The following is a 24859-nucleotide window of genomic DNA, read 5'->3' on the forward strand; positions in this document are numbered from 1 at the left end:
AATACAATATTTACATATTATTGTAAATTTAACATTTTTTATGTTATTATAAGTTTATGAAAACGAAAAAAGAGATATTTGAGTATATTCAAAATAATACCAATTGGAAAATTGTATCAAACAATATCACTGTTAATGTACCACTTTATCTAAAATCTGGATATGACCTTTGGGGTGCAAAGATAGAAGATATATGCGTTGTATTTGCAAATGTAAAAGATGAAACAATTGATATTAGGGTTCATCAAAATGCCATCAAGCGTCTTGATGAACTTACTTCTTGTCACACTATTTTAGTGTTTGATAAACTTGATAGTAGAAGCATTGAGAGTTTGATAAAGAAGCATATACCGTTTGTTATTAAGGATAAACAAATCTATATGCCTTTTGCACTATTGCAGCTACAAACACAAAATAAAAAGAATACTCCATTGAGAGAAGTCTCTTTAACTATCGATGCTGATGTGATTTTGATAGGTTATTTAGATAATCAAATACATAGTGGCATGATGATAAAAGAGATAGCACAAGCTATTAGTAGAGAGCTTAGAGCTACATCTCAAGCTTTAAAGGTTTTAGAAGCATTAGGATATGTTCAAATAGAAGCCAGTGGGCGAAGTAGATATATCCATTTTATTTCACCTATGGAAGTGTATGAGCGTTTAAAAGAGGAAGCAAAGTTACTTGTAAAATATAGCTTTTTTGCTAAAGGTTATATAGGGGAAAAACTATATAGCGGATTTACAGCACTATCACATTATTCTACATTGATAGAGCAGAAGATAAAAACAGTTGCTATCTCTCATAAACAGCTTACATCTAAGCAGCTAGAGGCTTTAGAGTGTGATGAGGATGAAGCTGAGTATAAGATTGAAGTATGGGATAGAGAGCCATCTGTTTTTGCTCACAAGGATACGATAAATCCATTATATGTAATAAGATTTTTCAAAAATGATGAAGATGAGAGAGTACAAGAAGCGGTAGAACAACTAGAAACAAGAATAATAGAGAAAATAAGGGATGAAAATGAAAGAGACTGATTACGCAGGCTTGAGTCATTTTCAAGATTACTGTAAAGATTTAGATGAACATTATGTTGTTGTAGGTGGCTTTGCAACGCTTATGCTTCTTGATAGTGAACTTGAAAATCATGGTAAAGCAACATTTGATATTGATTTGGTGCTTTTGACGAGCAATTCAGTAGAGATGACAAAACGAATAAAAGAGTATGTAAAAGAGGGTGGCTATAAAATCCAAACAGGTTCAAAAGATCAGTATCAATATTACAGATTTGTTGAACCGCAAACAGAAAACTTTGCAAAAGAGATTGAACTTTTTGCATCCAATGAAAACAGTTTAGAACTTGAGGATAAACAAAGAATTATCCCTATAGATGCCGAAGAGGGATTGTATTCACTCTCAGCCATTATGCTTGATCCAGAATATTTTGAGATGATAAAAAATAATGTTGATAAAAATCATAGAGCACCCTGTACAAATACACAAGCGACTATTATGCTTAAGATGTCAGCATTTTATGATTTAAAAAATCGTGATGATAAAAAGTGGAAAAAACATCGAAGAGATATACTCAAACTTGCTCTACTTTTAACGGGTAATGAGCAGATAAAATTAGTAGGTAGAATGGTTCAAGATTTTGATGCTTTTATAGAGCATTTAGAACAAGATGTGGATAAAAAAATGCTAAAGTCTATTGTTGATAAATTACCAGTAGAGAAAGAACAAGTGATAGAAATATTGCAAAAAGTCTTTCAAAAATAGATATATTCGTTTTCGAATTATAATAATTAAAAAACGATAAAAAAGAATTGTTTGAGTAAGGAAATTTTTTCTCATATCTCTATAAAACCCTAAGAATAGGGATTGATCGAACTGATTTAAGTAACGATTTTTTTCAAAGTGCGATTTTTTGATGATTTTCCAAATGATTTTTACTAGAATGAGTAACGATTTTTTTTGACAACTCTTCACAAAACCATTAAAATAGGGCTTTTAAAGAGGTGACTTTGTAAGCATTTTTTCTTATAGGGGACAAAATCAAGCAATATAATACAAGTAAATTGTCCCTTTTAGGGGACAGAATCAACCTATATATGAACGACAGTGAATAGTGTCGGACAGAATTATTTTGAGAGTATAAAAAAATCTCTAATATCTACTTGAAGAACATTAGCGATTTTATAGAGTTGTTCTATATTGTAATGCTTGTTTTCGTGACCAGCTTCAATCTTTGCAATTGTACTTACAGTTTTGTGACCGATAGAATGAGCTAAATTTAATTGTGATATATTTTTTTGTTTGCGTATCTTTTTAACATTATCAGCTATTTTGCGGTGCAGTTCTTGTATCTCTTCCTGTGAGATTTCCTGTAAATTTTCTATGTAAAAAGTCCTGTAACATTTTTACTTGATTATATAGAATCACATAAATTAATAAAATTCCCTATAGTGAAATGTTTTTTAAGCTAAATCTTTTTATAATAAATTTATAAAACAAATATATCAGGAGCAAAAAATGGCAGAATATTTTGCAAATGTACTAGCAAGACTGATTGTAAGCTATTTGACTTTATTTGTTATGTCGTTAGCAATTTTGGCAGGCTACTGGATCATCGAAGATTACAATGCCATGGTAGAGTTTATCAAAAGCATAAGTGACAATACTTTTGCACATATAGTTGTCTGGATGCCATTTGTATTTTCTTGGTTCAAACCAGATAAAAGAGGGAATGCTACTGAAATGTTAAATGTTCGTATGTATTATTCTGGCATTTCCTGCTCGATGAGTGGAAAATGGTAGTGTCAAAAAGTAAACTATTTTCACTATTGTTGATATGTTTTTTTGGAATCGATCAGGTATCAGCTTACGAGTTAGGCGATACGATCAATTGTGAAACATCTACAACGACTTTTGAATATGTAAAATGCAAGCCATCAAATAAGATCTTTGAAGTTAAAGACATTTTACAAGATGGTTGGATAGCAGTTAATAATCATTCATTTTATGTGACTTTTAAAAAGGTGAAAAAAAACCAAAAAGTAATGCGATGTCTTGAGTCAAATAGATTTCCAAATTATTTAGGAGCTTGCAAGAGTGATGATTTTGATCAACCAAAAACTTGGTTAAAAGAAGATGCTATTAAAAACGGTTGGAAATTTACATTGGCTATTGGCGATACAGTTTATTATGTGAAGGAATAGTGTTATAATATACCATAATTGATGGGTTTGAGTATTAAATTACTTCGTTTAGGAAACTTATATGCCATTTTTAGCTTTACTCTTTGTACTGTTCATTTTTGCCTTGTATAAAGGGGAGAACAATAGTGCTTTAGTAATATTGATTATGATCATAGCAGCACTTTTTGCAACATATCATAAACCATTCCGAGACTCTTTGAGAGAATTTTTTTAGGAGATATATATGTCACCACTAGAAATTACACTTCTTCCCTTAGTGATTTTAACAATTTTGGTCGGGATAGGGAAATTCAGATATGAAAATGGCTACTCAAAATATAGTCCTTTTTATAAGAATAAATGTTAGAAATTTTAAAAGAAAAAGATTTTAATTCGATTTTTTGGCGAGTATTTGGTGTTAATCAAAAAGTATATGAGCCACTTGATGTATTCAAAGCAAAAAAAGATAAACGAGCAGATTTAAAAAAGAATAATCGATTTATAAATTATTCTGATGTACTAAGCAATAAAGCCTATTTTGAAAATTTATTTCTTGAAGTAAAGAATTTTGATATATTATTTCTTGATTATCTTTTAGGAAATACTGAGCAAAACCGCTTTTATATAGATCAACTTCAAAACATCACACTGAATTATAAGATGTTCACATCCAATAATATGCAAGTGATAAAGCTTTTAAATTTATTCTCATTTCAAATAGCTTTGGTAATTGAGAATATGGCTTTTCAAAAAATCGATACAAAACTCTTTGATCAAGCATTGCAAACAAACTCTATAAAAGCATTTCTTGATAAATGTAAAGAGATAGAGAAGATAAAATCTTTTAAAGATATGGCTGTCAAATTTTCACATACTCATGCATCATTTCAAGAAAAAACCCCAGATAATATTACCATTGAGGAGATTCACCCTGATACATTTCAAAAAGAATTGTCGTTATGGAATAAAGGGAAAACACTTCCATCTTTAATCAAAATGGTTGTTATCGCAAATAGTGCAATAGAAAACAAAACTAAAGAGCAAAAAGCAGGGATTTTTTTACAACTACTGATAGTTCGAGGATTGCTCCACATTCAAAAAGAGTTTAACTTAGACTCAGATACTATAACTGAGTTTACAGAACAACTTGAGGAGTTTAGAACACAAATAAAAGAGTGCTATCTTAAAAATCAAGAAGATGAAATTTTTAAACTCCAAGCAATGCATTTAATTGATTTTTCTACAATTTTTGAATTTGATGATCCAGAAAAAAGCTATCAAGTTTTAAAACCAAAAATAGATGAATTTGCAAAACATAATGATGAAAAAATTGCTATTGGTAAATTGATGCCAGATAGAGAGTTATTGATAAATGAGTTCAATCAATGCGAGAGTAAAGATGATTATATGCAATTGTTGGAGAAAATAAGTTCTGCATTGAACAATAAGCCTTCTCATAATTACACAAACAATGCATACAGCTTTATAAAGTTTATTATTTCAATAAAAATAGAAGATAAAAAGCTATTCAAAGAGCAACTAAAATTTTTAGATAGAAGCTTTGGCGGAGTACTTTCCCTTTATAAGATTGAGCATGATTTGGCTAAATATATAACTTTTCTTGAAAATAGATCTGATTTAGTTGAATGTATAGAGTGCATTGGAAACTATTTTAAAAATTGTCAACAATAGGGAAGTTTTTGTACAAATCTTTTATATAAAATTTTCCTATTCAACAGAAAGTTGGAAAATTTTTTATAAGGAGCCTATTATGGCGAAACAAACACAAATGACAACATCAGCGGCGGCACGAATACAATCAACTACAGCAAAAGCAAACGGTGGAAGTAGTCCTAAAGGAAGTTTTGGGGCAAGAGCACAAAGTGCAGCTGCAAAAAATTCCTCACAAGGTGGAAAATAAGATGGATACTTCAAGTATGAGTCAAGAAGAATTAGATCTTTGGTCAGATATCAATAATCCAAACAATGATGCAGATATGGACGATTGGGCAGATGCACATAATCCAAATAATGATTCATATATTGATGAAGACTAAGAATTGACAAGCGTTTTATCAATCTTTTGAGGTTGTAAATAATTTTTCAGCCTCGCCACTTCAAACCATTCTCTATAGTAGCTTATTTTTTACTTCTTAATGTTCATTAGATATTGTTTCATTTTTACCAATAATAGTACATATAAATAGTAAAAATATAAAACTATTTATGCTATAATTACCTTAATAAGTAAATGAGGCAAAAATGGCAAAAACTATAGGGTATATTCGAGTAAGCACTGACCAACAAGATTTACAAAATCAACAGCACTCTATTTTAAACTATGCAAATAAAAATACTCTTGGTAAAGTAGAGTTTATTGAAGTGAAGATGAGCACTCGCAAAAAAGATGAAGATAGAAAAATAGATGAGCTTTTTGAAACTTTACAAGCTGGTGATCATCTAATAGTATCTGAACTTAGTCGTATAGGAAGAAGTGTCGTAAATGTTGTTACTATTGTAAATCAACTCATAGCACTTGGCGTAAATCTTCATATTCTCAAAGAACAGCTTTTTATAAAACCAAACGAGCAAAACCCTTTCACAGATTTCCAAATAAATATTTTTTCAGCTTTTGCACAACTTGAAAGAGATCTAATAAGCAAAAGAACAAAAGAAGCATTGCAAGCTAGAAAAGCAAAGGGAATAAAACTTGGCAAACCAGTTGGAACTATTCAAGGAAGCATTTACGATAAAGACAAAGAGAAAATCAAAGAGCTTCATAGTCTTGGAGTAACTCTTACAAATATCTCAAAAAAGCATTTAGGCTATGGAACTATTAAAAGCTTGAGTGAATATGTAAAAAACAAACTTGATAAGGAGAAATAGAAATGGAGCAAAAAGTATTTAGTGTGATGTCAGAAGAGTTTACAAAAAACTACAATTTTTACAAAGACTATGATGATATGGTTATCCACAAAGAGACAGAACAAATCTTCAAAACCAACTTCATAAACGGTATGGTTCAGCTAGTACCAGTGAGCAATCATACGGCTATGGAAAAGATCGAGCAAGGGCTTAGTGAGTTTGCGAAAGAGTTGAAGAGGCAAGGGTTTTAAAATAACATGGAAAAAGAACACGATAAGATTGGAACTAGACTAGGACTTATTATTACAAAACTTAACAATGGTGAGAGGTTTACAGCTGAAGAGTTGGCAGATGAATTTAATGTGAATGTGCGAACGATTCAAAGAGACATTAATGAAAGGTTGTCTTACATACCTCTACAAAAAGAACAAAATTACTATTTTTTAAGTCCTCATGCCCTTGGAAAATTAAGTTATAAAGATATACAAAACTTTGCTCAAATAAGTGGAATAAGCGAGTTGTACCCATCATTGGAACATAGTTTTATAAGTGACCTTTTGGAACTTAAATTTAACAGCCTATATATGGTGAAAAATAGTGGCTTTGAGGATATATCAGATAAAAAAGAGTTATTTGAACAACTCTCAGGTGCTATTAGCAGACAATCACCAATTCATTTTCTCTACAATGAAAAGCAACGAAGTGTCAACCCTTATAAACTCATCAATAACAATGGGATATGGTATCTTCTAGCTGATGATAATGCTGAGTTAAAAACATATACATTTTCAAAAATAAAACAACTGAAATGGGATTTTAAAATTCATTTTTCACCTAAAAAAGAGTTTTTAAATCAAATAGAGAAAAACGATGTAAATTGGATTTCAAAAGATTTTATAGAAGTTATCCTAGAAATAGACATTAAGGCAAAAGAGTATTTTTTTAGAAAGGAAACTTTAACAAATAAAAGAATTATAGAAGAGAATGAGAATCATATAATAGTTTCTACAAACATAGCATACGATGATGAGATTATTCATCTTGTAAAATATTGGATTCCCTATATTAAAATCAAATCTCCTCAATATTTACAAGAAAAATTATCAAAAATTTTAAATGAGTACCTTCAAACGACATAACCTGTCGAATACTAATGTTACATTTCTAAAAATAAAACATTAGGAGAACAAGATGGTACCTTTTATTATTGGTGGTATAGCATTAGCAGCTACAGGTTACGGTGTTAAAAAGTATTTAGAAAATGATGACAATAGAGACAAAGTGATTGATAAACTAGACGATGCTTATAATTGGCTTGATAAAACAGAGCAAAAAGGGCTAGAATTTTTTGATAATTTAGAAAAAAAAGTTGACGATCATTTTGACAATGAGAGAAAAAGAAATAAAAACGATATTTTGTATGTAGATCTAAGCGATAATGATGAAAGCTATATTTTACCAGAGCTTAAAGAGTATGTAGAAAAATTTGAAAGTGCCACTAGAAAACTTTATAATAGTAGCTTGTTAGATTTACAAACTGCACTAAATGAAATAAAAGGGCTAGAGAGAGATTTACACTTGCCAAGCTTGTCACTAAGAGGAAAAAAATATAATTTTGTAAGCATAAATGATGATATAAAAGCATCATTTGAGAGCTATACAGCTATACTTTTGAATATAAAAGAACACATCGACATAGAACTTGATAAGCTTGATGAAATACTTTTGAAGTCTAATGATTATAGTTCTTACAGTGATGAAGAGAAATTATTTATTCAAAAGTTAGTAAATATTCAAGTTACTGTAGATACTGCAACTCAATCTAAAATGACTTTAGATAAGGAACATTTTACAAGAGAAGTTAAGAGGGCATTTAAAAAGTTAGAAAATAAATAAAAACAAGGAGATTAGTGATGGAAAGTGTGAATGTTTATATAAAGGATAGAATCAGGGAGGATGTTGAGTACGATATTATGGTTGTACCTAACATACCAGATGACAAACTTAATAATGCTGTTAAAGCTTTTCATTGTGAAGAATTTTATCAATCTATCGTAGCGATATATGATTCAACTAAATTACGAACAGCTAAAGAAGGTTTAGTATTTACTGGTGAAAAGATGATTTATAAAAATCAAGGTAATCATTGGACATTTCCTTATAGCAAAATTGAAAAATTAGATTATCAATCTGACATTACTAAAGGAATGTTTGGAAAAGAAAATTTTGAACAATGGTTAGTAATTACCATGGATGGAGAAGAATATAAACTAGAAAAGTTAGATGGATTATTACCCTCACAATATTTTTCCTTTGAACATTTATCAAGTTTTTTGCAAAAGATAATTGATAATTTTGATGATTTTAAAGAAGAAAATCAGCTTAGAACTATTGCCGAAATGTCAGAAGAATTTAAAATGGCGTATTTGAAAATCATAGTAAATATGACTTATTTAGATGATGAAGAAATTGATGAAAAAGAACTTGCGGAAATTTTGCTTCTTATGACAAGATTAGAATTGAGTAAAGAATCTAGGTTTGAGTTAAGAACATACATAAATGATATTTCTCTCACAAATTCAGTTAGTATTGAGGATTTAATTACAACTATTATAGAAAATTCTGAATCAAGCCATTTTCAATCATTGATGATTTCACTCGCAAAAGATATGATAAATGTTTATTTTAGTACAAAAGATACTATGGATAGAGATTTTAAATTTTTAACAGAAAATCAAGGTTTATTAAATTTATCAGACAAAGAAATTGATTTAGCATTTAGTGCAGTTGAAAATGATTATAAAATGCTCAAAAAAGACTTAGATGATAATGCAATCAAAAAAAATGCACAAGATTTAGCTGCAAAAGCAGCGGCGGCAGGTGCTCCATTAGCAGCTGTTTATATTTCAGGTTCTGTAGTGGGTATGTCCGCAGCAGGTATCACATCAGGATTGGCTACTCTAGGAATGGGCATGGGTATGACAGGTGGTTTAGTTGTAGTAGGTTTGATAGGAATAATGACTTATAAAGGACTAAAGCATCTTACTGGTGCAAATGAGCTAGATAAATATAAAACAAGAGAATTAATGTTGCATGAAGTTATTAAGCAAACACAAAAAACTATATCTTTAATCATCGATGATATTAACTTTATCGTTAAAAAATTAAATGATGTAACTTTAAATCATGTAGAACAAAGTGAAAAAATTAAAAAACTTGTTCAAATGATAGCTAAATATCAAAATGCTATTAAAGCAGTTGACAACAAGGCAAATTATTATCAAAATTCAGCAAATAGATTACAATGTCCAAAAGAATTGGATATATCAAGACTAGAAGCATTAACAGCGGAGCCGACAAAAAAACCTCTATTTGATTTTATTGTTGAAAATTACGAAAAAAGTTCTATTGAAGTTGGTGGAGAACAAAAAAATTCTGTAGTTTTAAAAGACAACATTGATACTGAAATACTTGATAAAATGGGAGAAGTATTTAAGTCATTAGGGTATTTTGAAATGAGTAACATTATGAAAGGAAAAGCTTCAGAAGGAATTGGAAAAATCAAAGGTATGCTTGGATGAACAAAGATTACTTAAAGAACGAGGGAAATGCTTTAAAGATCCAAAAACATCAATTAAACCAATCTGAGAATAAATTAGTAGAAATTGATAATGTTTTATCAAATATACAGTCAAAACAAGAGGAAGATAATGTATCGTTGGATGATATGTTATCTGATATGGAAGCATTACTAGAAGCTACTGATAATAATATAAGCACCTATTCCGACAATGACATTTTGAGCATTGAAAAACAGTTAGAAGTCACAATTAACCCTGAAGAGTTAACAGTTGTTGATGAATTAGATAAAGTTAACTTTGATGATGGTATGTCTTGGGAAGAATATATGTGTTCTATTGAAGAATATGGGTTCAAACATAATCTTGATTTGAAAGATGACCCATTTAAATCATTAATGACAAAGTCACAGCAAGTAGAGCTTCAAAAAAGAATTAAAGATGAATTTACTCTAAAAAATGCACAGTGTGATAAATATGATTATATGATTGCAGGAACTTGCGGTGTAATAGCAGGATTGGTTGATATTTTATTCGTTGGTGCTCCTGGAGATAGTAAGCTTGGTGATATTGCTGATGAACAAGCTAACAAAATTACAGAGAAATTTGCAGGCTTTTTAGGATGGGATAAAGATAAAGCAGTTGAAAAAGGTAGTAATACAACAGCAAGTGCTATTGGATATTTAGAAAAGAAATTTAAAATTAATTATGATCATGCTACAACACATGCAACAGGTGGAGTAGTTAAAAACTTATCTTTAAAAAATCATCATTTAAAAGGATTAGGGCATTCTCCTGACATAATAGGATTAATTTTTTCCGTATTGAATCAGTTTACTAATACTGCGTCGTTTATAAGTAATGGACAAATTATAACTATTGAAACGGAAGAATTTGAATTACAAGGACATAACTTTATAGCTAAAATATTTTGTGGTGTTGCTAATTGGTTTGGACATATTATGTCAGACTGGACAGGTTCATCTGGAACAGTAGGGCAAGGAGGAAGAGGAACAGGAGTACCAATACCTTTTTATAATCTTTTTCAAATGATTAATATTGGTGAATTTGGACAACATAAACAAAGTTTTGCAACTATAACTACAAAGGTTTTTGAAGAGGGTTATGACACTAGACATGCAATGGCTATGGCAGTTCCAGTTTTAATTAATGAGTTACTTATTAGATTTATGTACACAATGAAAGCTAGGTTTTACCATAATAAAGAATGGAAAGATTGTATTCCTAAAGGCAGCGTTCCTGAAGTAAGAAGAATGTTATTGGTAGGACATGGAGTATTATGTATCATAGATGGAGCAGATGCATATATCCGTTCTGGTTCAGGTGCTGATATGGTTGCTTTCTTGTCAAGAACAAATTTGCTTGCATGGACTAGATTTGGACAATTAGCACTCAAAGAAGTTTATGCTTGGTACAATAGTGGACACATTGATGCTGATGCAGTTGATGAATATCTTAATAAAGAGCTAAAAAATATGTTGAAAAATAACATTTAACAGTAATATGACTTTTGTAAAAAAGGTAAGAATTAATGGAAGAAATAAAAATAAATTTAGTCTATGGAGGAATATATGATATTATTAAATGTTATATATTAAATAAAAATAATATAAATCTCAAAGCAAAGCAAGAAGAATTTAAAGATAACCATTCTCTACTTGATAATGTAGCAATATTTCTAAGAGTCTTAGATAAAAACTTATTGGATATTCAAGCTACATATAGTGAAAACTATAACTGTTTACAAGAAACTGAATTAATTATAAATGATAATATTAAACAAATCAGTGATTTGGAACAAAATATAAATCAATTATTAGAACAAAACAATCCAAAAATTGATGGATGGGATTTAAATATTCCAACACTTAGATTTTCTGCCCAGAGTGTATATTTTGTTGAAAAAACAAGTGATTCAAAAACATTAGAAGCTATATTGCATAAAATTGAAAATTTTCAGAGCAAATTATTAACTAATTATGGAAAATATGATGGTTGCATGAAGGAGGATAATTTAGTGATAAAATCTGGTTCGTATTTTGAATATTTTACTCTTAGTGATTCACTATTAGCCCTCACAGCAAAAACATTGAAAAAACTAGAAGAGTATATTAAATACGAAAAAGACCAAGAAAAAAACAATCAAAAACTTTATGAAGTATTAAATAATGTTGTAATTGATATTGGAAAACTCTACAATCTAGATAATAAATTTTTAACAATTATTATTAATGATGTTAGAAAATTTTTAGGTATAGAGAATAAAATAAAAAATACAAAAAAAGAGTTAGAAGCTATTATTTTATAAAATGATAAAAATGAGTGAAGATAATCATATCCAAAAAGCCAAAAAGATTTTAGAAAAAAATAGACACTATGGATTTTTTAAAACTCATCTTTATGACTTTAATGTAATCAACAATTACAAAGGATTTGAAAACTTAGATTCTTTTTTTGATGATGAACTTTATGATAGTAGTAATAAACCACATTTTAATCTCTCTTATACCTGCTGGTTTGTCGTTGTATGTGTTTTGGGTGATTTTGGCGATGATTGGAGTGAATTTGAAAATGATAAAGATGGATTTATTTATGATTATGAGTATATAAAAAAGCATCATCTTTCAAAAGTTTTTTGTGAGTTAAAAGAGTTCTTTTTAGCATATAAAATACTTTGTAAAGACACAGAAGATAATAATAGTTTATGGTATGAAAATGTACCTAAAAACTTGAAGTTTTGATAAGGTATTTATTTAGGAGAATATTTTGCAAAAAGATATCCAAACATTAGATCAATATTCTATAATGTTATGTGATGATACACTTATCAATCATTTTGGATGTCACAGCACACCACGAAAAGATGCTTTATTCCCTCTCAAAGTAAATGATAACGAATGTTTACTTTTACCAGCTCCAGAGTTTTCGGCATTTTTATATCGTGGGCAAAATGAATATTTTGAAGTTTGTAAACCAACACTTTCAAGAAAAATGGCTGCATCAGACAAGCTAAAATCAATCTTGCAAAAGATAGAGTTTTTATCTACTATTAAAACATACCCTTTGACTAAGATTTTTCAAACGAAATATTTTCTAGAGCGGTACCCTGATGTCCCTAACTATAAACTCAAAATAGACTATGAAGCAATAGCTCAACACTACGAGTTTAAAACAAATCATTTGGATTTTTCAAGAGATAAAGAAGTGGCAATGTTCTTTATGACTTGCAGTTATGATCCTAAAAATAAAAAGTTTACTCCTATAAGTGATGATTCCATGGGCGTGATGTATTCTTATGATTTTAAATTAGGGATTTTACAAAATATACACTCTATAAATCCTATTGGTTTTCAGCCATATTCTAGACCTGATAAACAAAAGGCTTTTTCAATAGTTTTCAACAAAAATCTAAACTTTAACGATTTTGATTTTGTGCAAAAAGAAGAGATAAAACTTACAAAAGAACTTTGTGAAAAATACTATGATATGTTTGAAGGAGGTGCAAAACTTTTCCCAAAAGATGAGATAAGCGAACTAGCCTATGAGATACAAAATAGTAACTTTATCTCAAAAGATACTATTGAATTTTACTCTCAAACTTCAAAAATTTCTAAAAAAATGATAGTGAAATCTTTAGAACAAAATGGTATTTCAATTACTGATAATAAATATCGTTTCAATATCTCAGATATGGAAAAGTTTAATAAAAACTTGCAAAATATTATAAATGATTTGGAAAATAGAATAAGTCCAAGAGGAATAGTATATCCATTATAAAAAGGTTGTCAATAACGGTATTGACAGTCAAAAAGAATTAAAGAAATTTAGATTTTTCAAGACATAAATTTAAGTAAAATCTAAAAAAACATACTTTAAAATTTTGATGTACGTTGCAAGTTTTTGAGGACAAGCGACTACACTTGAAGTAAAAGATTGTTCAAGAAAATGATGAATAAAAGAATAAGAAAGTCGTGCAAGGAGTAAACGGCTTTGTGAATAGATTAAATTAATATAGATAAGCTGAATGCTTACGAAACAACAAAAAATATAATGAATATGAGATAAACAATGCTAGTTGTATCTCATGGAATGTGAAAATGAGAGTAGAGATGAGTCTACCACCAGTTTGCTAGCGACTGTTAAAAGATTGTTTGATAGAGTAACAATCGTGAAATTCATGATTATGAATGAAAAAATATTTCATAGGATAATTAAAATATACTAGTTTAATTATCTCTTCAAATGGATGCAATGAGAGGTAGAAGTACACCTACCTAAAGTTTACTAGTGACTTTGTATATGAAAATCAACAAATGCTTAAATGAAAGAACCGCATCTTTTGCTTCTTAAATTAATTTTTAGGAAAAAATATGCAAAAAGATAACAATTACAAAGTTGATAGTGATATAAAAGTAGAGGTGGTTTCTGATATTGATAAAAATACAACAGAAGAAACTAAACGCGAGGAATATTCTCGAAAACAGGCGGCATACAAGCTCGGAATAAGTATTTCAACTTTAGATAGGTTGATAAAAAAAGGTGATGCAAGATTATTACCTAGGTATTATAAAATAGGTTCACAGTACAGATTTTTGAAGAAGTCGGTGGAAGAATTTAAAGAAAATAATCCCTACTATATTGGGAGAGTTATATGAGTCAGTTACAAAACTGGCTCATAAAAAATCATGAGCCTGAGAGTGATAAGTCTAGCCCAATTTTATCAAAAATACCATCAAATTTAGTAGGTTTGATAGGAGTTGCAGATAAAAAAACTTTTGTTTCTACGGATGTATTAGCTATCACATCATTAAGTGTCTTAGCTCCGCTTTGCAGTGGAATCAAGCTTTTTCGAAATCTTGATGATATAGATGGCGATAGAGTAGTGGTATATGTGGCTTCATTTTTTAGAAGTGGCGGAGGGAAGACAAGTGCTGTAAACCTTTTAAAAGATGCTTTTTTGGGTTGGTTAGATGAATACTATGCTACCAAGTACCACGCAAGTGAAAAGTTAAAAGAAGAGCTTGAAAAAGAGTTAGAAGTTTGTAAAGATACTCAGCAGAAAAGGCTTCTGATCAAAAAACTCAATATTTTGAAAAGTGGTGTAGATGTTTTTATCCCAAATGCTACAGAAGCAGGGCTTAAAGAGAGTTTGAAAAATGGATCTACTCCCTTAATAACTTTGGATAATTTGGGTAAAATGATTGGTATTGCCAAAAGAAATGAGCATGTAGGGCAACTTCTTAAGATGGTTGATGAGATCTTTGATAGTGCAAATTTCTCGACAAATAGAACACTTTCGCAAGGAAGAACTCAAAATATCAAGATAGGTGGATTAGGGCTTTATGCTGCTTCCACCTTAGGTAATTCTGGGCTTTCATCAAAGATGATCTACGAGGGTTTGGAAGATGGTCTGTTAAATCGATTTTTGATTGTATTTCAGCAAGAAATCGAGAAAAATATACCGTTTGAAAAGTATCTGAGTAAAGAAGAGCTAAAAGAGTTTGTAATCTTTGCAAAAAAGTTTTATGTTTATGCTTCTAAACATAATTTACTTCTTAGTGAAGAGGCAAAACTAGAGGCTATAAAGTTCAATGCAAAAATTAGCAAAGAGTTTAGAACAAAATATTCTATAGGGGATGAAACATCTGGATTTAGCTCAAGAAGTATCACGATGCTTTATCGGATCGCTATTATTTTTCATATTACTGAAAAATGTGAAACGGAGTCCTTTGAGAATATCGAAGCACTACTTGACAAAACTGTGAGTTTTGATAGAGAAATGATTTTGCTATCAAAAGAGACAATGTTAAGTGCGATTGACTTTTTTGACTATGTAAAAAAAGAACATACATTTAAAATTTTGGATGTTGCAAATCAAAATAGCAGAAAATCAGCTTCTCAAAAGGTGTTAGAGTCGATCCAACGGTTGTGTGAAAAAAATAAACACTGCACTGTTCGTGAGATTACTCAATCATCAAGGATAGCTCAAAAAGATGGACTTTTACAGATACTTGATGACCTTTTGTTGATTGAAAAGATTAAAAAAGAGGGTGAATTTTACACAGTTTAATTCAACACACAACAAATGCTCAAAAGCCTTGTATCTTGGCTTTTGAGTGTTGTTTGATATGGTTTCAACATTTTCAACAAAAGTGATTGTTGAAGAGCGTTGAATACTCCTTTGCAACACTTTTTCCCCTTATTTACTTGCCTAATGAAAATTGTTGAATGTTGAACACATAGGGTAGATTTAATTCAAAAAACATTCAAGAAAGGGTATAATATACCCTAATTTATCCATAAGGGTAGATTTTGGGTAGAAATCCACTATTTAAGAAAATTTATAAAGTTTGAAAACCCTTTGTTTTAGGGGTTTGTTAGGGAAAAATATAAGATGATTTTAATGATAGATAATTATGACAGCTTTACATATAATATTGTGCAATATTGCAGAGAATTAGGAGCTGATCTTAAGATTATTAGAAATGATGAATTGAGCGTTGAAGAGATAGAAGCTCTAAAACCTGAAAAAATCATTATATCACCAGGTCCTGCAACTCCTGATGATGCGGGTGTTACGCTTCAAGTAATAGAGCATTTTAAAGATAAAGTCCCTATTTTGGGAATTTGTCTCGGTCATCAAAGTATTGCACAGGCTTTTGGAGCAAAAGTTGTTCGTGCCAAAAATATGATGCATGGCAAAACCTCTACCATGAAAAGAACAAAAGAGTGTGAAATATTTAAAAATATTCCAGAAGAGTTTATTGCAACTAGATATCACTCTTTAATAGTAGATAAAAACTCACTTCCGAGTGAGATAGAACCAACAGCGTATAGCACGGATGACAATGAGATAATGGCACTAAAAGTTAAAGGTAAAGAGATATACGGTGTTCAGTTTCATCCTGAATCTATAATGAGCCAATATGGGCATGAAATAATAGGAAATTTTTTAAAAATATGAGTATTAGATACATCTTGTTCTTTATTTTAGGATTAGATGCATTTGTTCTTGTATTTCAGACTAATGAATTGTCCATATCTTATAATGAGGCGCTCTTATTAAGTGGTGATTTTTCGTTTTTGCAACTTTTTATAAATAGCTCAATTATGCTATTTGGGCAGAATGATTTTGCTTTACGCTTGCCTATGATAATTTTGCATCTATTTAGTGCACTGCTTTTGTTTAAAATATCTAAAAACTATATAAAAATTGAAAGAAATAGGATTTGGCTGCTTTTAATTTTTATCCTGTTACCTGGGGTTATAAGCTCAGCTATTATAGTTAATAGTGCTGGCTTGATTTTGTTTGGATTGTTGCTTTTTGTATACTTATATGAAAATTATTCCATAAAATATAGTTATGTTTTACTTTTATTTTATATGTTCATTGATGGCAGTTTTGTAGTTCTTTTTATGGCACTTGCACTTTTTTCTTTGTATAAAAAAGAGAAAACATTTTTTTTATTTAATCTTATATTGCTTTTAACATCACTCTCTATTTACGGCATTGACACACATGGCGCGCCAAAAGGATATTTTTTAGATTCTATCGGAATATACGCAGCAATATTTTCTCCAATCATTTTTATATATCTTTTTTATACACTATACAGAAGATATTTAACTAAAGATTTTGATATATTGTGGTTTATTGCAACTACAGCACTTATTTTATCACTTCTTTTGTCATTTAGGCAGCGTGTTGCCATAGAACATTTTGCACCCTATGTAATACTTGCACTTCCGCTTATTGCACAAACTTTTGAACATTCATATAGGGTTCGTTTAAATATATTTAGAAAAAAATATAGATGGGCATTTGGTGTATCTTTAATATTCTTATTGATAAATAGTTCAGTCGTATTTTTCAATAAATATCTATATCATATAATAGAAGATCCAAAAAAACACTTCTCTTATAAAATGCATGTTGCAAAAGAGTTGGCAGAAGAGCTTAAAAAAAGAGATATATATTGTGTCAAAAGCGATACTAAAATGGCAAAAAGGTTAGAATTTTATGGTGTAACAAATTGCTACAACTATTTAATTCAAGAGAATCCTTTAGATTCTATTCATCCAAACAATGTAACAATTAGTTACAAAAATGTAATTGTTTATTCTGCTAATGTTACGAAAATAAACATAAATTAAATCTATATAGTAGTTAATCTATAGAAATAGCCTTAGATTGATTTTCATGTGATACCATTTTATAAAATATTAAAAACAGGGAGTTGCAATGGCTCAAAAAGCAATTAGGGAATTTGACGCTAAGTCAATTTTAGCTAAGCATTGGGATAAGTATTTTCCAGGTTTTACTTATGCATATGAAACAGTTTTGGTTCAAAATGGATCAGAGCTAAAGAAAGCTGCAAAAGAAAAAACATGGTTAAAAGAAAAAGCATTAGTTGCTAAACCAGATATGCTATTTGGTAAAAGAGGAAAGAATGGTTTGGTTCTGTTTAAAGATGCTAAGCCGGGCGATGTATCTTTAGCAAAAGCATCATCTTGGATTGATGAAAAATCTTCTGAAAAACAATCAGTTTATTTTTCATTTGACGGCGACACTCCAACAGGCGAAGCAAAAGTTGATATGCTTACTCACTTTGTCGTTGAGCCGTTTACTCCACACTCTCAAGAAGAGGAGTACTATATCTCTGCTACATGTGTCGGGGATGATGATGTTCTTTACATGTCTGCTGAGGGCGGTATGGAAGTTGAAGAGAATTGGGATAAAGTTATAGAAGTATCATTTCCAATTACTGCAACTGAAGAAGAGATCGCTGATAAGATTAGAAAAAACATTCCTAAAGATGTTGCAAAAAATGATAAAGAAGCGTTTGCAGAGTTCGCGATAGGCTTCTTTAAAGCTTACAGAGAGTTAAATTTTGCATACCTAGAGATCAACCCGTTTGTTTTACAAGGCAAAAAAGTTGAGCTTTTAGATATGGTTGCAAAACTTGATGATACTGCCGGATTTATGATGAGAGAGCAATGGGGTGATGTTGATTATCCAACTTCATTTGGTATGGAAGAAAAATCTCCTGAAGTTTTAGCTATCGAAGATGCAGACAGCAAATCAGGTGCTTCGCTAAAACTTACGATTCTTAAGCCAGAGGCTAGAATCTGGACAATGGTTGCAGGTGGTGGTGCATCAGTTGTTTACGCTGATACAATTGCTGATTTCGCAGGTATTGAAGATCTTGCAAACTATGGTGAATATTCGGGCGGACCAACTACAGGTGAGACAAAGTTTTATGCTGAGACAATTTTAGATCTTATGACAAGAGAAAAAGATCCAAAAGGCAGAGATAAAGTTCTTATTATCGGTGGTGCGATTGCAAACTTTACAGATGTTGCAAAAACATTTACAGGTATTATACAGGCATTTGAAAATTATGCTGAAAAAATGAAAGAAGTGGGCATAAAAATTTATGTAAGACGCGGTGGACCAAATTATGAAAAAGGTCTTAAAGATATTAAAGAAGCTGCTGACAAATTAGGTCTTTACATAGAAGTTTATGGACCAGAAACACATGTGACAGATATTGTTCGTATGGCACTGGCTAAGTAAGGAGAAAAAATGGCACAATTATTTACAAGAGATACACAGGCAATTTTTTGGAACAACAACAAAACAGCTATTCAAAGAATGCTTGATTATGATTACACAATTAAAAGAGAAAAACCATCAGTAGCAGCAATTGTCGCTCCTACTAGCAGTTCTAAATTTGATAAGTTTTTTTACGGCGGGGATGAAATCATGATCCCACTGTATAAAAGTACTGCAGAAGCAAAAGCTGCGCATCCTCAAGCAGATGTGCTTTTAAACTTTGCTTCTTTTAGAACAGCATATGATGTTACTATGGAAGCTCTTGAAATTGGCGGGTTTAAAACGATAATGATTACGGCAGAAGGTATTCCTGAGAGACTCGCTCGTAAAATGAATGCAACAGCAAGAGAAAAAAATGTAACAGTAATTGGACCGGCGACAGTTGGTGCGATTGCTCCGGGTGCATTTAAAATTGCAAATATCGGCGGAACAATCGAGAATATTATTCAATCTAAGCTTCACCGTGCAGGTTCATGTGGGCTTGTAACTCGTTCAGGCGGTCTTTTTAATGAACTTTCTAACATTATTGCAATTAATGCAGATGGTATTGCAGAGGGTGTAGCGATAGGAGGAGACAGATTTGTAGGCTCAGTTTTCATTGATAATCTTTTAAGAATGGAAGCAAATCCTGAAGTAAAGTATATGCTGCTTTTAGGCGAAGTGGGCGGAACTGAAGAGTATAAAGTGATTGAGGCCGTTAAATCAGGCAAAATCAAAAAGCCTATTATTGCATGGTGTATAGGAACAATTGCTAAATATTATGACAGCGGTGTTCAGTTTGGACATGCAGGTGCATCTGCAAATGCTGATTCTGAAACGGCTGAAGCAAAAAATAGAGCTATGAAAGAGGTTGGGATACATGTTCCTGCATCATTTAATGATCTACCGGAAATTATTAGCGCGGTTTATCATGAACTGCATGCAGCAGGTATTATTAAAGATATCAAAGAGCCTTCTGTAAATGCTTGTCCTAAAGTAAGAAAACCAAAGCAGTTTATCTGTACTATATCTGATGACAGAGGAGAAGAGGCACACTACTGCGGTTATCCAATTAGCTCAGTTGCAACTCCAGACACAGGCTTTACTGTAGGTGATGTTATGAGTATTCTTTGGTTTAAGAAAAGATATCCAAGATGGGCAGTCGATTTCTTAGAAACGGTTCTTAAAACTGTTGCAGATCACGGTCCGGCAGTTTCAGGCGCACATAATGCTAAAGTTACAGCAAGAGCAGGAAAAGATGTTATTAGTTCACTTATTTCAGGACTTTTAACAATCGGACCTCGTTTTGGCGGAGCAATCGATGATGCGGCAAAATATTTTAAATATGCAAAAGACAGCAACCTTACTCCGGCTGAATTTTTAAATCATATGAAAAAAGAGGGAATTCCTATTCCGGGTATAGGACATAGAATCAAATCTCTTAAAAATCCTGATCTTCGTGTAGAAGGGTTAAAAAGATTTGCAGCTGCAAACTTTCCATCAACACCATTGCTTGATTATGCGTTAACTGTTGAACAATTAACAACATCGAAAAAAGAGAATTTAATTCTTAATGTAGATGGAACAATTGGTATTTTAATGGTTGATATGTGGAGAGCACTAGGATATGAAGATGAAGAGATTGATGTGTTTATCAATGCAGGTGCTCTTAATGCATTCTTTATTTTAGGTAGAAGCATCGGATTTATCGGACACATTTTAGATGAAAAAAGACTTGCAATGCCAATGTACAGACATCCAATGGATGACATTCTTTATGATGTTCATAAAGCAGAAGAACTCTAATTTATAATATCAGGGAGAAAATTTCTCCTTGATGCAACTTTTTTAAAACCTCTTATTTAACTTCTTTAAAAAAATTTTACTTTTCTTATCTTTTTGATATACTTATAATAAACCTATTTTTAAGTGAATTACTATGAAAAAAGCATTTAGTATGATAGAACTTATTATTGTTATTGTTGTTATTGGGATTTTAGCTGTGGTTATGATCCCTAGAATTGGTTCAAATAGGGTATATGAAGCAGCTACTCAATTAGCTTCGCATATTAGATATACACAACATTTGGCAATGGTAGATGATAAGTTTGAGTCTACAGATCTTAACTGGTCTAAAAAATTATGGCAAATAAGATTTAATAACGGTTCATACTCAATAGTTAGTGATGGAGCTTATGCGAAGAATCCGATGAATAGAGATAATCTTGATATAAATATTTCGCAAGATTATGGAGTTACTCTTACTTTCAGTAATTGTGGTGATAATGTTATAAGTTTTGATCATGTTGGAAGACCGTTAATAGACGATTTGTCTACAGCTGGTTCAGCTTATGCAAATTTAATGACAAGTGATTGTTTAATTAAATTGAGTGATGATTCAGAAGAAGCAGAAATAACTATTATGAAAGAGAGTGGATATATAAGTTTAAAATAGATATAATCATAAATCACAATTTCTGTTAAAAAAAATTGTAATTTTTTGGTTTAAGGTTTTTGCATGCTAAAGTACCTAATTTATCTATTATGAAAAAAGCATTTAGCATGATAGAACTTGTAATTGCTATTGTTGTTATTGGAATTTTAGCTGTATCTATAATTCCCAGGATATATTCAAACAGATTGCAAGAAGCTGCAGAGCAAGTAATTTCACATATTAGATATACACAACATTTAGCGATGGTGGATGATAAATTTGATGCAAAAAATGCAGATTGGTACAAAGAAAGATGGCAAATCTTTTTTGCAAAAACTGATGCTAGTGATAAAAAATGGGCATACACTGTATTTTCAGATCACGCAGGAGAGAGTACAGGAAATCCAGGTATAAGTGAAATTGCTAAAAATCCTTTAGATATGTCAAAATATTTAACGGCTGGTTATAGTAGTATATTACATAGTGATCCAAAAGTAACTTCAGAGCTAAATATTGGAAAAACATATGGCATAACAGATATTGTTTTTTCTGCTAATTGTAAAAAGTATAGTTTACGTATAGCTTTTGATCATCTTGGTAGACCACTATATGACGGCTCACATTTGTTAGATGATGCTTATAGAAATGGTGCAAATTCGCAATTGATACAAAATGACATATCTGGCAATCCTTGTGTTATAACATTGAGTAGTGAGGAAGGAAGTGTGAAAATAGCTGTTGAACCGGAAACTGGATATGCACATATGATATATTAAAAATGATATTTTTTGTATAAAAATAAGAAAAATAAAATTTCTTCAAAAACTCTTTCACAGATTAAGAAGCCATTAAGAATCATTTCTCTATAATTCCCCTCCACAAACAGAGAGACCTAAAGTTTAGGATTAAAAATCTAGGTTTGAGATCATTGAAAACTAAGCAAGTAAACAGACTTTAATAACTAGAGATAGTTAGATTGGTCATTAATAAGTTTACTTAGAAATAACTAAAATAACAACAACCGTCTATTCTATTTGGTCTCTATTTATTTAGAGATACCCAATAGTATAGATACTATACAAAGTCTATCAGATGTTCACGCACTGATAGCAACATAAAGCCAATGATTTAATAATCTTGGGCAAAGATTAAACAACTTCAATTATGGAGAGTTTGATCCTGGCTCAGAGTGAACGCTGGCGGCGTGCTTAACACATGCAAGTCGAACGGTAACGCAAAGTGCTTGCACTTTGGCGACGAGTGGCGCACGGGTGAGTAATATATAGTTAATGTACCTTCAAGACTGGGATAGCCACTGGAAACGGTGATTAATACTAGATACACCTTCATATCACAAGGTATGAAGGGAAATGTTTTTTCGCTTGAAGATCAGACTATATCCTATCAGTTAGTTGGTGAGGTAAGAGCTCACCAAGACAATGACGGGTAGCGGGTTTGAGAGGATGATCCGCCACACTGGTACTGAGACACGGACCAGACTCCTACGGGAGGCAGCAGTGAGGAATATTGCACAATGGAGGAAACTCTGATGCAGCAACGCCGCGTGGAGGATGACGCATTTCGGTGTGTAAACTCCTTTTATATGTCAAGAAAATGACGGTAGCATATGAATAAGCACCGGCTAACTCCGTGCCAGCAGCCGCGGTAATACGGAGGGTGCAAGCGTTACTCGGAATCACTGGGCGTAAAGGACGCGTAGGCGGGATATCAAGTCAGGTGTGAAATCCTACAGCTTAACTGTAGAACTGCACTTGAAACTGGTAACCTAGAGTATGGGAGGGGGAGATGGAATTAGTGGTGTAGGGGTAAAATCCGTAGATATCACTAGGAATACCTAAAGCGAAGGCGATCTCCTGGAACATAACTGACGCTAAGGCGTGAAAGCGTGGGGAGCAAACAGGATTAGATACCCTGGTAGTCCACGCCCTAAACGATGAACACTAGTCGTCGTGATGCTTGTCATTGCGGTGATGCACTTAACAGATTAAGTGTTCCGCCTGGGGAGTACGGTCGCAAGATTAAAACTCAAAGGAATAGACGGGGACCCGCACAAGTGGTGGAGCATGTGGTTTAATTCGAAGATACGCGAAGAACCTTACCTGGCCTTGACATTATAGAATACTGTAGAGATACGGTAGTGCCCTTCGGGGAGCTTGAAAACAGGTGCTGCACGGCTGTCGTCAGCTCGTGTCGTGAGATGTTGGGTTAAGTCCCGCAACGAGCGCAACCCTCGTCCTTAGTTGCCAGCAGGTTAAGCTGGGCACTCTAAGGAGACTGCCTTCGCAAGGAGGAGGAAGGTGAGGACGACGTCAAGTCATCATGGCCCTTACGGCCAGGGCTACACACGTGCTACAATGGGGCGTACAGAGAGTTGCAATACCGCGAGGTGGAGCCAATCTCATAAAGCGTCTCTCAGTTCGGATTGGAGTCTGCAACTCGACTCCATGAAGCTGGAATCACTAGTAATCGTAGATCAGCAATGCTACGGTGAATACGTTCCCGGGTCTTGTACTCACCGCCCGTCACACCATGGGAGTTGATTTCACCCGAAATTGGGAAGCTAACCTTCGGGGGGCTACCACTTACGGTGGAATTAGCGACTGGGGTGAAGTCGTAACAAGGTAACCGTAGGAGAACCTGCGGTTGGATCACCTCCTTTCTAGAGTAAAGAGAAAACATTCGTTTGTTTATCTCATACAAAGAAAATCTCACAAGAGAAATAGTTATTTTAGTCTTTTGCTTGCTTAGTTTTCAGTGATCTGTGTTCATTTGAAATATTAGATTGTTAAGGGAATATCTCTCAAACATAAGTTTGGGAGGGATTTTAGCTTTAATCAAGGCGGGTTCTTTGCTGAATGAGGAGCATAGTTATACTATGTGACGATTGAAGTAAAGGTTCCAACGAAGAGTAAAGCTAAAAGCACCCCAAAAGGGCCTATAGCTCAGCTGGTTAGAGTGCACCCCTGATAAGGGTGAGGTCCCAGGTTCAAGTCCTGGTAGGCCCACCATTTTTTGGAAATTTGCACTTGATAAGTTTGCTCACATACATTTAGTATGCTTCGCAACCTTATCAAGCACAACTTTCTCAAAAAACCAAATATAAGTCTTTAATTGAAAAGATTTATATTTGGTTTTATACCAAAAG

The 24859-nt window shown here is 32.1% G+C and carries 25 protein-coding genes, 1 tRNA gene and 1 rRNA gene; 26 read left to right on the plus strand and 1 reads right to left on the minus strand.

The genetic code is table 11. The annotated features are described in order from the left end of the window. The first annotated feature begins 56 nt into the window (after positions 1-56). Both FJR47_RS02365 and FJR47_RS02370 read left to right on the plus strand, forming a co-directional pair. Positions 57-1040 carry a hypothetical protein gene (locus FJR47_RS02365; protein WP_152298878.1) on the plus strand — a complete coding sequence of 328 codons (984 nt, stop codon included), beginning with the start codon at positions 57-59 and terminating at the stop codon, positions 1038-1040. Next, a complete protein-coding gene (locus FJR47_RS02370) occupies positions 1027-1782 on the plus strand; it encodes a hypothetical protein (RefSeq protein ID WP_152298879.1) in 756 nt (251 codons plus the stop codon). The genes FJR47_RS02365 and FJR47_RS02370 overlap by 14 nt, the downstream gene beginning before the upstream one ends. A gap of 362 nt (positions 1783-2144) precedes the next feature. On the opposite strand, the gene FJR47_RS09805 is transcribed toward FJR47_RS02370, so the two are convergent. Beyond that, positions 2145-2402, minus strand: a complete 258-nt coding sequence (locus tag FJR47_RS09805; RefSeq protein WP_152300261.1) for a helix-turn-helix domain-containing protein — start codon at positions 2400-2402, stop codon at positions 2145-2147. Positions 2403-2535: 133 nt separating this feature from the next. Here FJR47_RS09805 and FJR47_RS02380 point away from each other — a divergent pair, with 133 nt between their 5' ends. The 24 genes from FJR47_RS02380 to FJR47_RS02490 all read left to right on the plus strand — a co-directional run bounded on the left by FJR47_RS02380 (position 2536) and on the right by FJR47_RS02490 (position 24722). Further along, on the plus strand, positions 2536-2820 hold the full coding sequence (locus FJR47_RS02380; protein WP_152298880.1) for a hypothetical protein: 285 nt from the start codon (positions 2536-2538) through the stop codon (positions 2818-2820). Next, the gene (locus tag FJR47_RS02385) at positions 2820-3221 is read left to right on the plus strand and encodes a hypothetical protein (protein ID WP_152298881.1); all 402 of its coding nucleotides are present in this window, start codon (positions 2820-2822) and stop codon (positions 3219-3221) included. The genes FJR47_RS02380 and FJR47_RS02385 overlap by 1 nt, the downstream gene beginning before the upstream one ends. A 339-nt stretch (positions 3222-3560) precedes the next feature. Then, on the plus strand, positions 3561-4892 hold the full coding sequence (locus FJR47_RS02390) for a hypothetical protein (protein ID WP_152298882.1): 1332 nt from the start codon (positions 3561-3563) through the stop codon (positions 4890-4892). 79 nt (positions 4893-4971) lie between these two features. After that, positions 4972-5121, plus strand: a complete 150-nt coding sequence (locus tag FJR47_RS02395) for a hypothetical protein (protein WP_152298883.1) — start codon at positions 4972-4974, stop codon at positions 5119-5121. A gap of 1 nt (position 5122) precedes the next feature. Next, positions 5123-5257: a hypothetical protein gene (locus tag FJR47_RS09770; RefSeq protein ID WP_277871749.1), complete on the plus strand. Its 135-nt coding sequence runs from the start codon at positions 5123-5125 to the stop codon at positions 5255-5257. A 205-nt stretch (positions 5258-5462) separates the two neighbouring features. Further along, complete coding sequence (locus FJR47_RS02400) at positions 5463-6086, plus strand: recombinase family protein (protein WP_152298884.1); 624 nt, start codon at positions 5463-5465, stop codon at positions 6084-6086. A gap of 2 nt (positions 6087-6088) precedes the next feature. Further along, positions 6089-6316, plus strand: coding sequence for a hypothetical protein (locus tag FJR47_RS02405; protein ID WP_152298885.1), 228 nt, complete (start codon positions 6089-6091; stop codon positions 6314-6316). Positions 6317-6322: 6 nt separating this feature from the next. After that, entirely contained in the window at positions 6323-7204 is an 882-nt protein-coding gene (locus tag FJR47_RS02410) for a helix-turn-helix transcriptional regulator (protein WP_152298886.1), read from the plus strand. A 52-nt stretch (positions 7205-7256) separates the two neighbouring features. Continuing rightward, on the plus strand, positions 7257-7961 hold the full coding sequence (locus FJR47_RS02415) for a hypothetical protein (protein WP_152298887.1): 705 nt from the start codon (positions 7257-7259) through the stop codon (positions 7959-7961). 17 nt (positions 7962-7978) lie between these two features. After that, a complete protein-coding gene (locus FJR47_RS02420; protein ID WP_152298888.1) occupies positions 7979-9646 on the plus strand; it encodes a hypothetical protein in 1668 nt (555 codons plus the stop codon). Continuing rightward, the gene (locus FJR47_RS02425) at positions 9643-11160 is read left to right on the plus strand and encodes a hypothetical protein (protein ID WP_152298889.1); all 1518 of its coding nucleotides are present in this window, start codon (positions 9643-9645) and stop codon (positions 11158-11160) included. Before FJR47_RS02420 ends, FJR47_RS02425 begins: the two co-directional genes overlap by 4 nt. Positions 11161-11195: 35 nt before the next feature. Beyond that, positions 11196-11972 carry a hypothetical protein gene (locus FJR47_RS02430; protein ID WP_152298890.1) on the plus strand — a complete coding sequence of 259 codons (777 nt, stop codon included), beginning with the start codon at positions 11196-11198 and terminating at the stop codon, positions 11970-11972. A gap of 10 nt (positions 11973-11982) precedes the next feature. Beyond that, entirely contained in the window at positions 11983-12405 is a 423-nt protein-coding gene (locus tag FJR47_RS02435) for a hypothetical protein (protein ID WP_152298891.1), read from the plus strand. Between the two features lie 25 nt (positions 12406-12430). Beyond that, on the plus strand, positions 12431-13441 hold the full coding sequence (locus FJR47_RS02440; RefSeq protein WP_152298892.1) for an FRG domain-containing protein: 1011 nt from the start codon (positions 12431-12433) through the stop codon (positions 13439-13441). A 593-nt stretch (positions 13442-14034) separates the two neighbouring features. Continuing rightward, positions 14035-14319, plus strand: coding sequence for a helix-turn-helix transcriptional regulator (locus tag FJR47_RS02445; RefSeq protein ID WP_152298893.1), 285 nt, complete (start codon positions 14035-14037; stop codon positions 14317-14319). After that, complete coding sequence (locus FJR47_RS02450) at positions 14316-15734, plus strand: DUF3987 domain-containing protein (RefSeq protein ID WP_152298894.1); 1419 nt, start codon at positions 14316-14318, stop codon at positions 15732-15734. The genes FJR47_RS02445 and FJR47_RS02450 overlap by 4 nt, the downstream gene beginning before the upstream one ends. Before the next feature lie 324 nt (positions 15735-16058). Continuing rightward, the gene (locus FJR47_RS02455; RefSeq protein ID WP_152298895.1) at positions 16059-16628 is read left to right on the plus strand and encodes an anthranilate synthase component II; all 570 of its coding nucleotides are present in this window, start codon (positions 16059-16061) and stop codon (positions 16626-16628) included. Next, positions 16625-17818 (plus strand): hypothetical protein, encoded by a 1194-nt coding sequence (locus FJR47_RS02460; protein WP_152298896.1) that lies wholly within the window; start codon positions 16625-16627, stop codon positions 17816-17818. The genes FJR47_RS02455 and FJR47_RS02460 overlap by 4 nt, the downstream gene beginning before the upstream one ends. 88 nt (positions 17819-17906) lie before the next feature. Beyond that, positions 17907-19241: an ATP citrate lyase citrate-binding domain-containing protein gene (locus FJR47_RS02465; RefSeq protein WP_152298897.1), complete on the plus strand. Its 1335-nt coding sequence runs from the start codon at positions 17907-17909 to the stop codon at positions 19239-19241. Between the two features lie 9 nt (positions 19242-19250). Then, positions 19251-21065: a citrate/2-methylcitrate synthase gene (locus FJR47_RS02470; RefSeq protein ID WP_152298898.1), complete on the plus strand. Its 1815-nt coding sequence runs from the start codon at positions 19251-19253 to the stop codon at positions 21063-21065. A 151-nt stretch (positions 21066-21216) separates the two neighbouring features. Further along, complete coding sequence (locus FJR47_RS02475; RefSeq protein WP_241855428.1) at positions 21217-21714, plus strand: type II secretion system protein; 498 nt, start codon at positions 21217-21219, stop codon at positions 21712-21714. A gap of 59 nt (positions 21715-21773) precedes the next feature. Beyond that, positions 21774-22469 carry a pilus assembly FimT family protein gene (locus FJR47_RS02480; protein WP_241855416.1) on the plus strand — a complete coding sequence of 232 codons (696 nt, stop codon included), beginning with the start codon at positions 21774-21776 and terminating at the stop codon, positions 22467-22469. Positions 22470-22854: 385 nt separating this feature from the next. Continuing rightward, positions 22855-24373 (plus strand): 16S ribosomal RNA (locus tag FJR47_RS02485). Between the two features lie 272 nt (positions 24374-24645). Next, positions 24646-24722, plus strand: a tRNA-Ile gene (locus FJR47_RS02490). Positions 24723-24859: the final 137 nt, after the last annotated feature.

Origin of the sequence: Sulfurimonas xiamenensis (genome assembly GCF_009258045.1) — a bacterium.
GTDB lineage: Bacteria > Campylobacterota > Campylobacteria > Campylobacterales > Sulfurimonadaceae > Sulfurimonas > Sulfurimonas xiamenensis.

Bases quoted from the DNA above. Each gene is read 5' to 3' on its own strand.
- FJR47_RS02365 (WP_152298878.1), top strand. From the start codon at position 57: ATGAAAACGAAAAAAGAGATATTTGAGTATATTCAAAATAATACCAAT.
- FJR47_RS02370 (WP_152298879.1), top strand. From the start codon at position 1,027: ATGAAAGAGACTGATTACGCAGGCTTGAGTCATTTTCAAGATTACTGT.
- FJR47_RS02380 (WP_152298880.1), top strand. From the start codon at position 2,536: ATGGCAGAATATTTTGCAAATGTACTAGCAAGACTGATTGTAAGCTAT.
- FJR47_RS02390 (WP_152298882.1), top strand. From the start codon at position 3,561: ATGTTAGAAATTTTAAAAGAAAAAGATTTTAATTCGATTTTTTGGCGA.
- FJR47_RS02395 (WP_152298883.1), top strand. From the start codon at position 4,972: ATGGCGAAACAAACACAAATGACAACATCAGCGGCGGCACGAATACAA.
- FJR47_RS09770 (WP_277871749.1), top strand. From the start codon at position 5,123: ATGGATACTTCAAGTATGAGTCAAGAAGAATTAGATCTTTGGTCAGAT.
- FJR47_RS02400 (WP_152298884.1), top strand. From the start codon at position 5,463: ATGGCAAAAACTATAGGGTATATTCGAGTAAGCACTGACCAACAAGAT.
- FJR47_RS02405 (WP_152298885.1), top strand. From the start codon at position 6,089: ATGGAGCAAAAAGTATTTAGTGTGATGTCAGAAGAGTTTACAAAAAAC.
- FJR47_RS02410 (WP_152298886.1), top strand. From the start codon at position 6,323: ATGGAAAAAGAACACGATAAGATTGGAACTAGACTAGGACTTATTATT.
- FJR47_RS02415 (WP_152298887.1), top strand. From the start codon at position 7,257: ATGGTACCTTTTATTATTGGTGGTATAGCATTAGCAGCTACAGGTTAC.
- FJR47_RS02420 (WP_152298888.1), top strand. From the start codon at position 7,979: ATGGAAAGTGTGAATGTTTATATAAAGGATAGAATCAGGGAGGATGTT.
- FJR47_RS02425 (WP_152298889.1), top strand. From the start codon at position 9,643: ATGAACAAAGATTACTTAAAGAACGAGGGAAATGCTTTAAAGATCCAA.
- FJR47_RS02430 (WP_152298890.1), top strand. From the start codon at position 11,196: ATGGAAGAAATAAAAATAAATTTAGTCTATGGAGGAATATATGATATT.
- FJR47_RS02435 (WP_152298891.1), top strand. From the start codon at position 11,983: ATGAGTGAAGATAATCATATCCAAAAAGCCAAAAAGATTTTAGAAAAA.
- FJR47_RS02445 (WP_152298893.1), top strand. From the start codon at position 14,035: ATGCAAAAAGATAACAATTACAAAGTTGATAGTGATATAAAAGTAGAG.
- FJR47_RS02450 (WP_152298894.1), top strand. From the start codon at position 14,316: ATGAGTCAGTTACAAAACTGGCTCATAAAAAATCATGAGCCTGAGAGT.
- FJR47_RS02455 (WP_152298895.1), top strand. From the start codon at position 16,059: ATGATTTTAATGATAGATAATTATGACAGCTTTACATATAATATTGTG.
- FJR47_RS02460 (WP_152298896.1), top strand. From the start codon at position 16,625: ATGAGTATTAGATACATCTTGTTCTTTATTTTAGGATTAGATGCATTT.
- FJR47_RS02465 (WP_152298897.1), top strand. From the start codon at position 17,907: ATGGCTCAAAAAGCAATTAGGGAATTTGACGCTAAGTCAATTTTAGCT.
- FJR47_RS02470 (WP_152298898.1), top strand. From the start codon at position 19,251: ATGGCACAATTATTTACAAGAGATACACAGGCAATTTTTTGGAACAAC.
- FJR47_RS02475 (WP_241855428.1), top strand. From the start codon at position 21,217: ATGATAGAACTTATTATTGTTATTGTTGTTATTGGGATTTTAGCTGTG.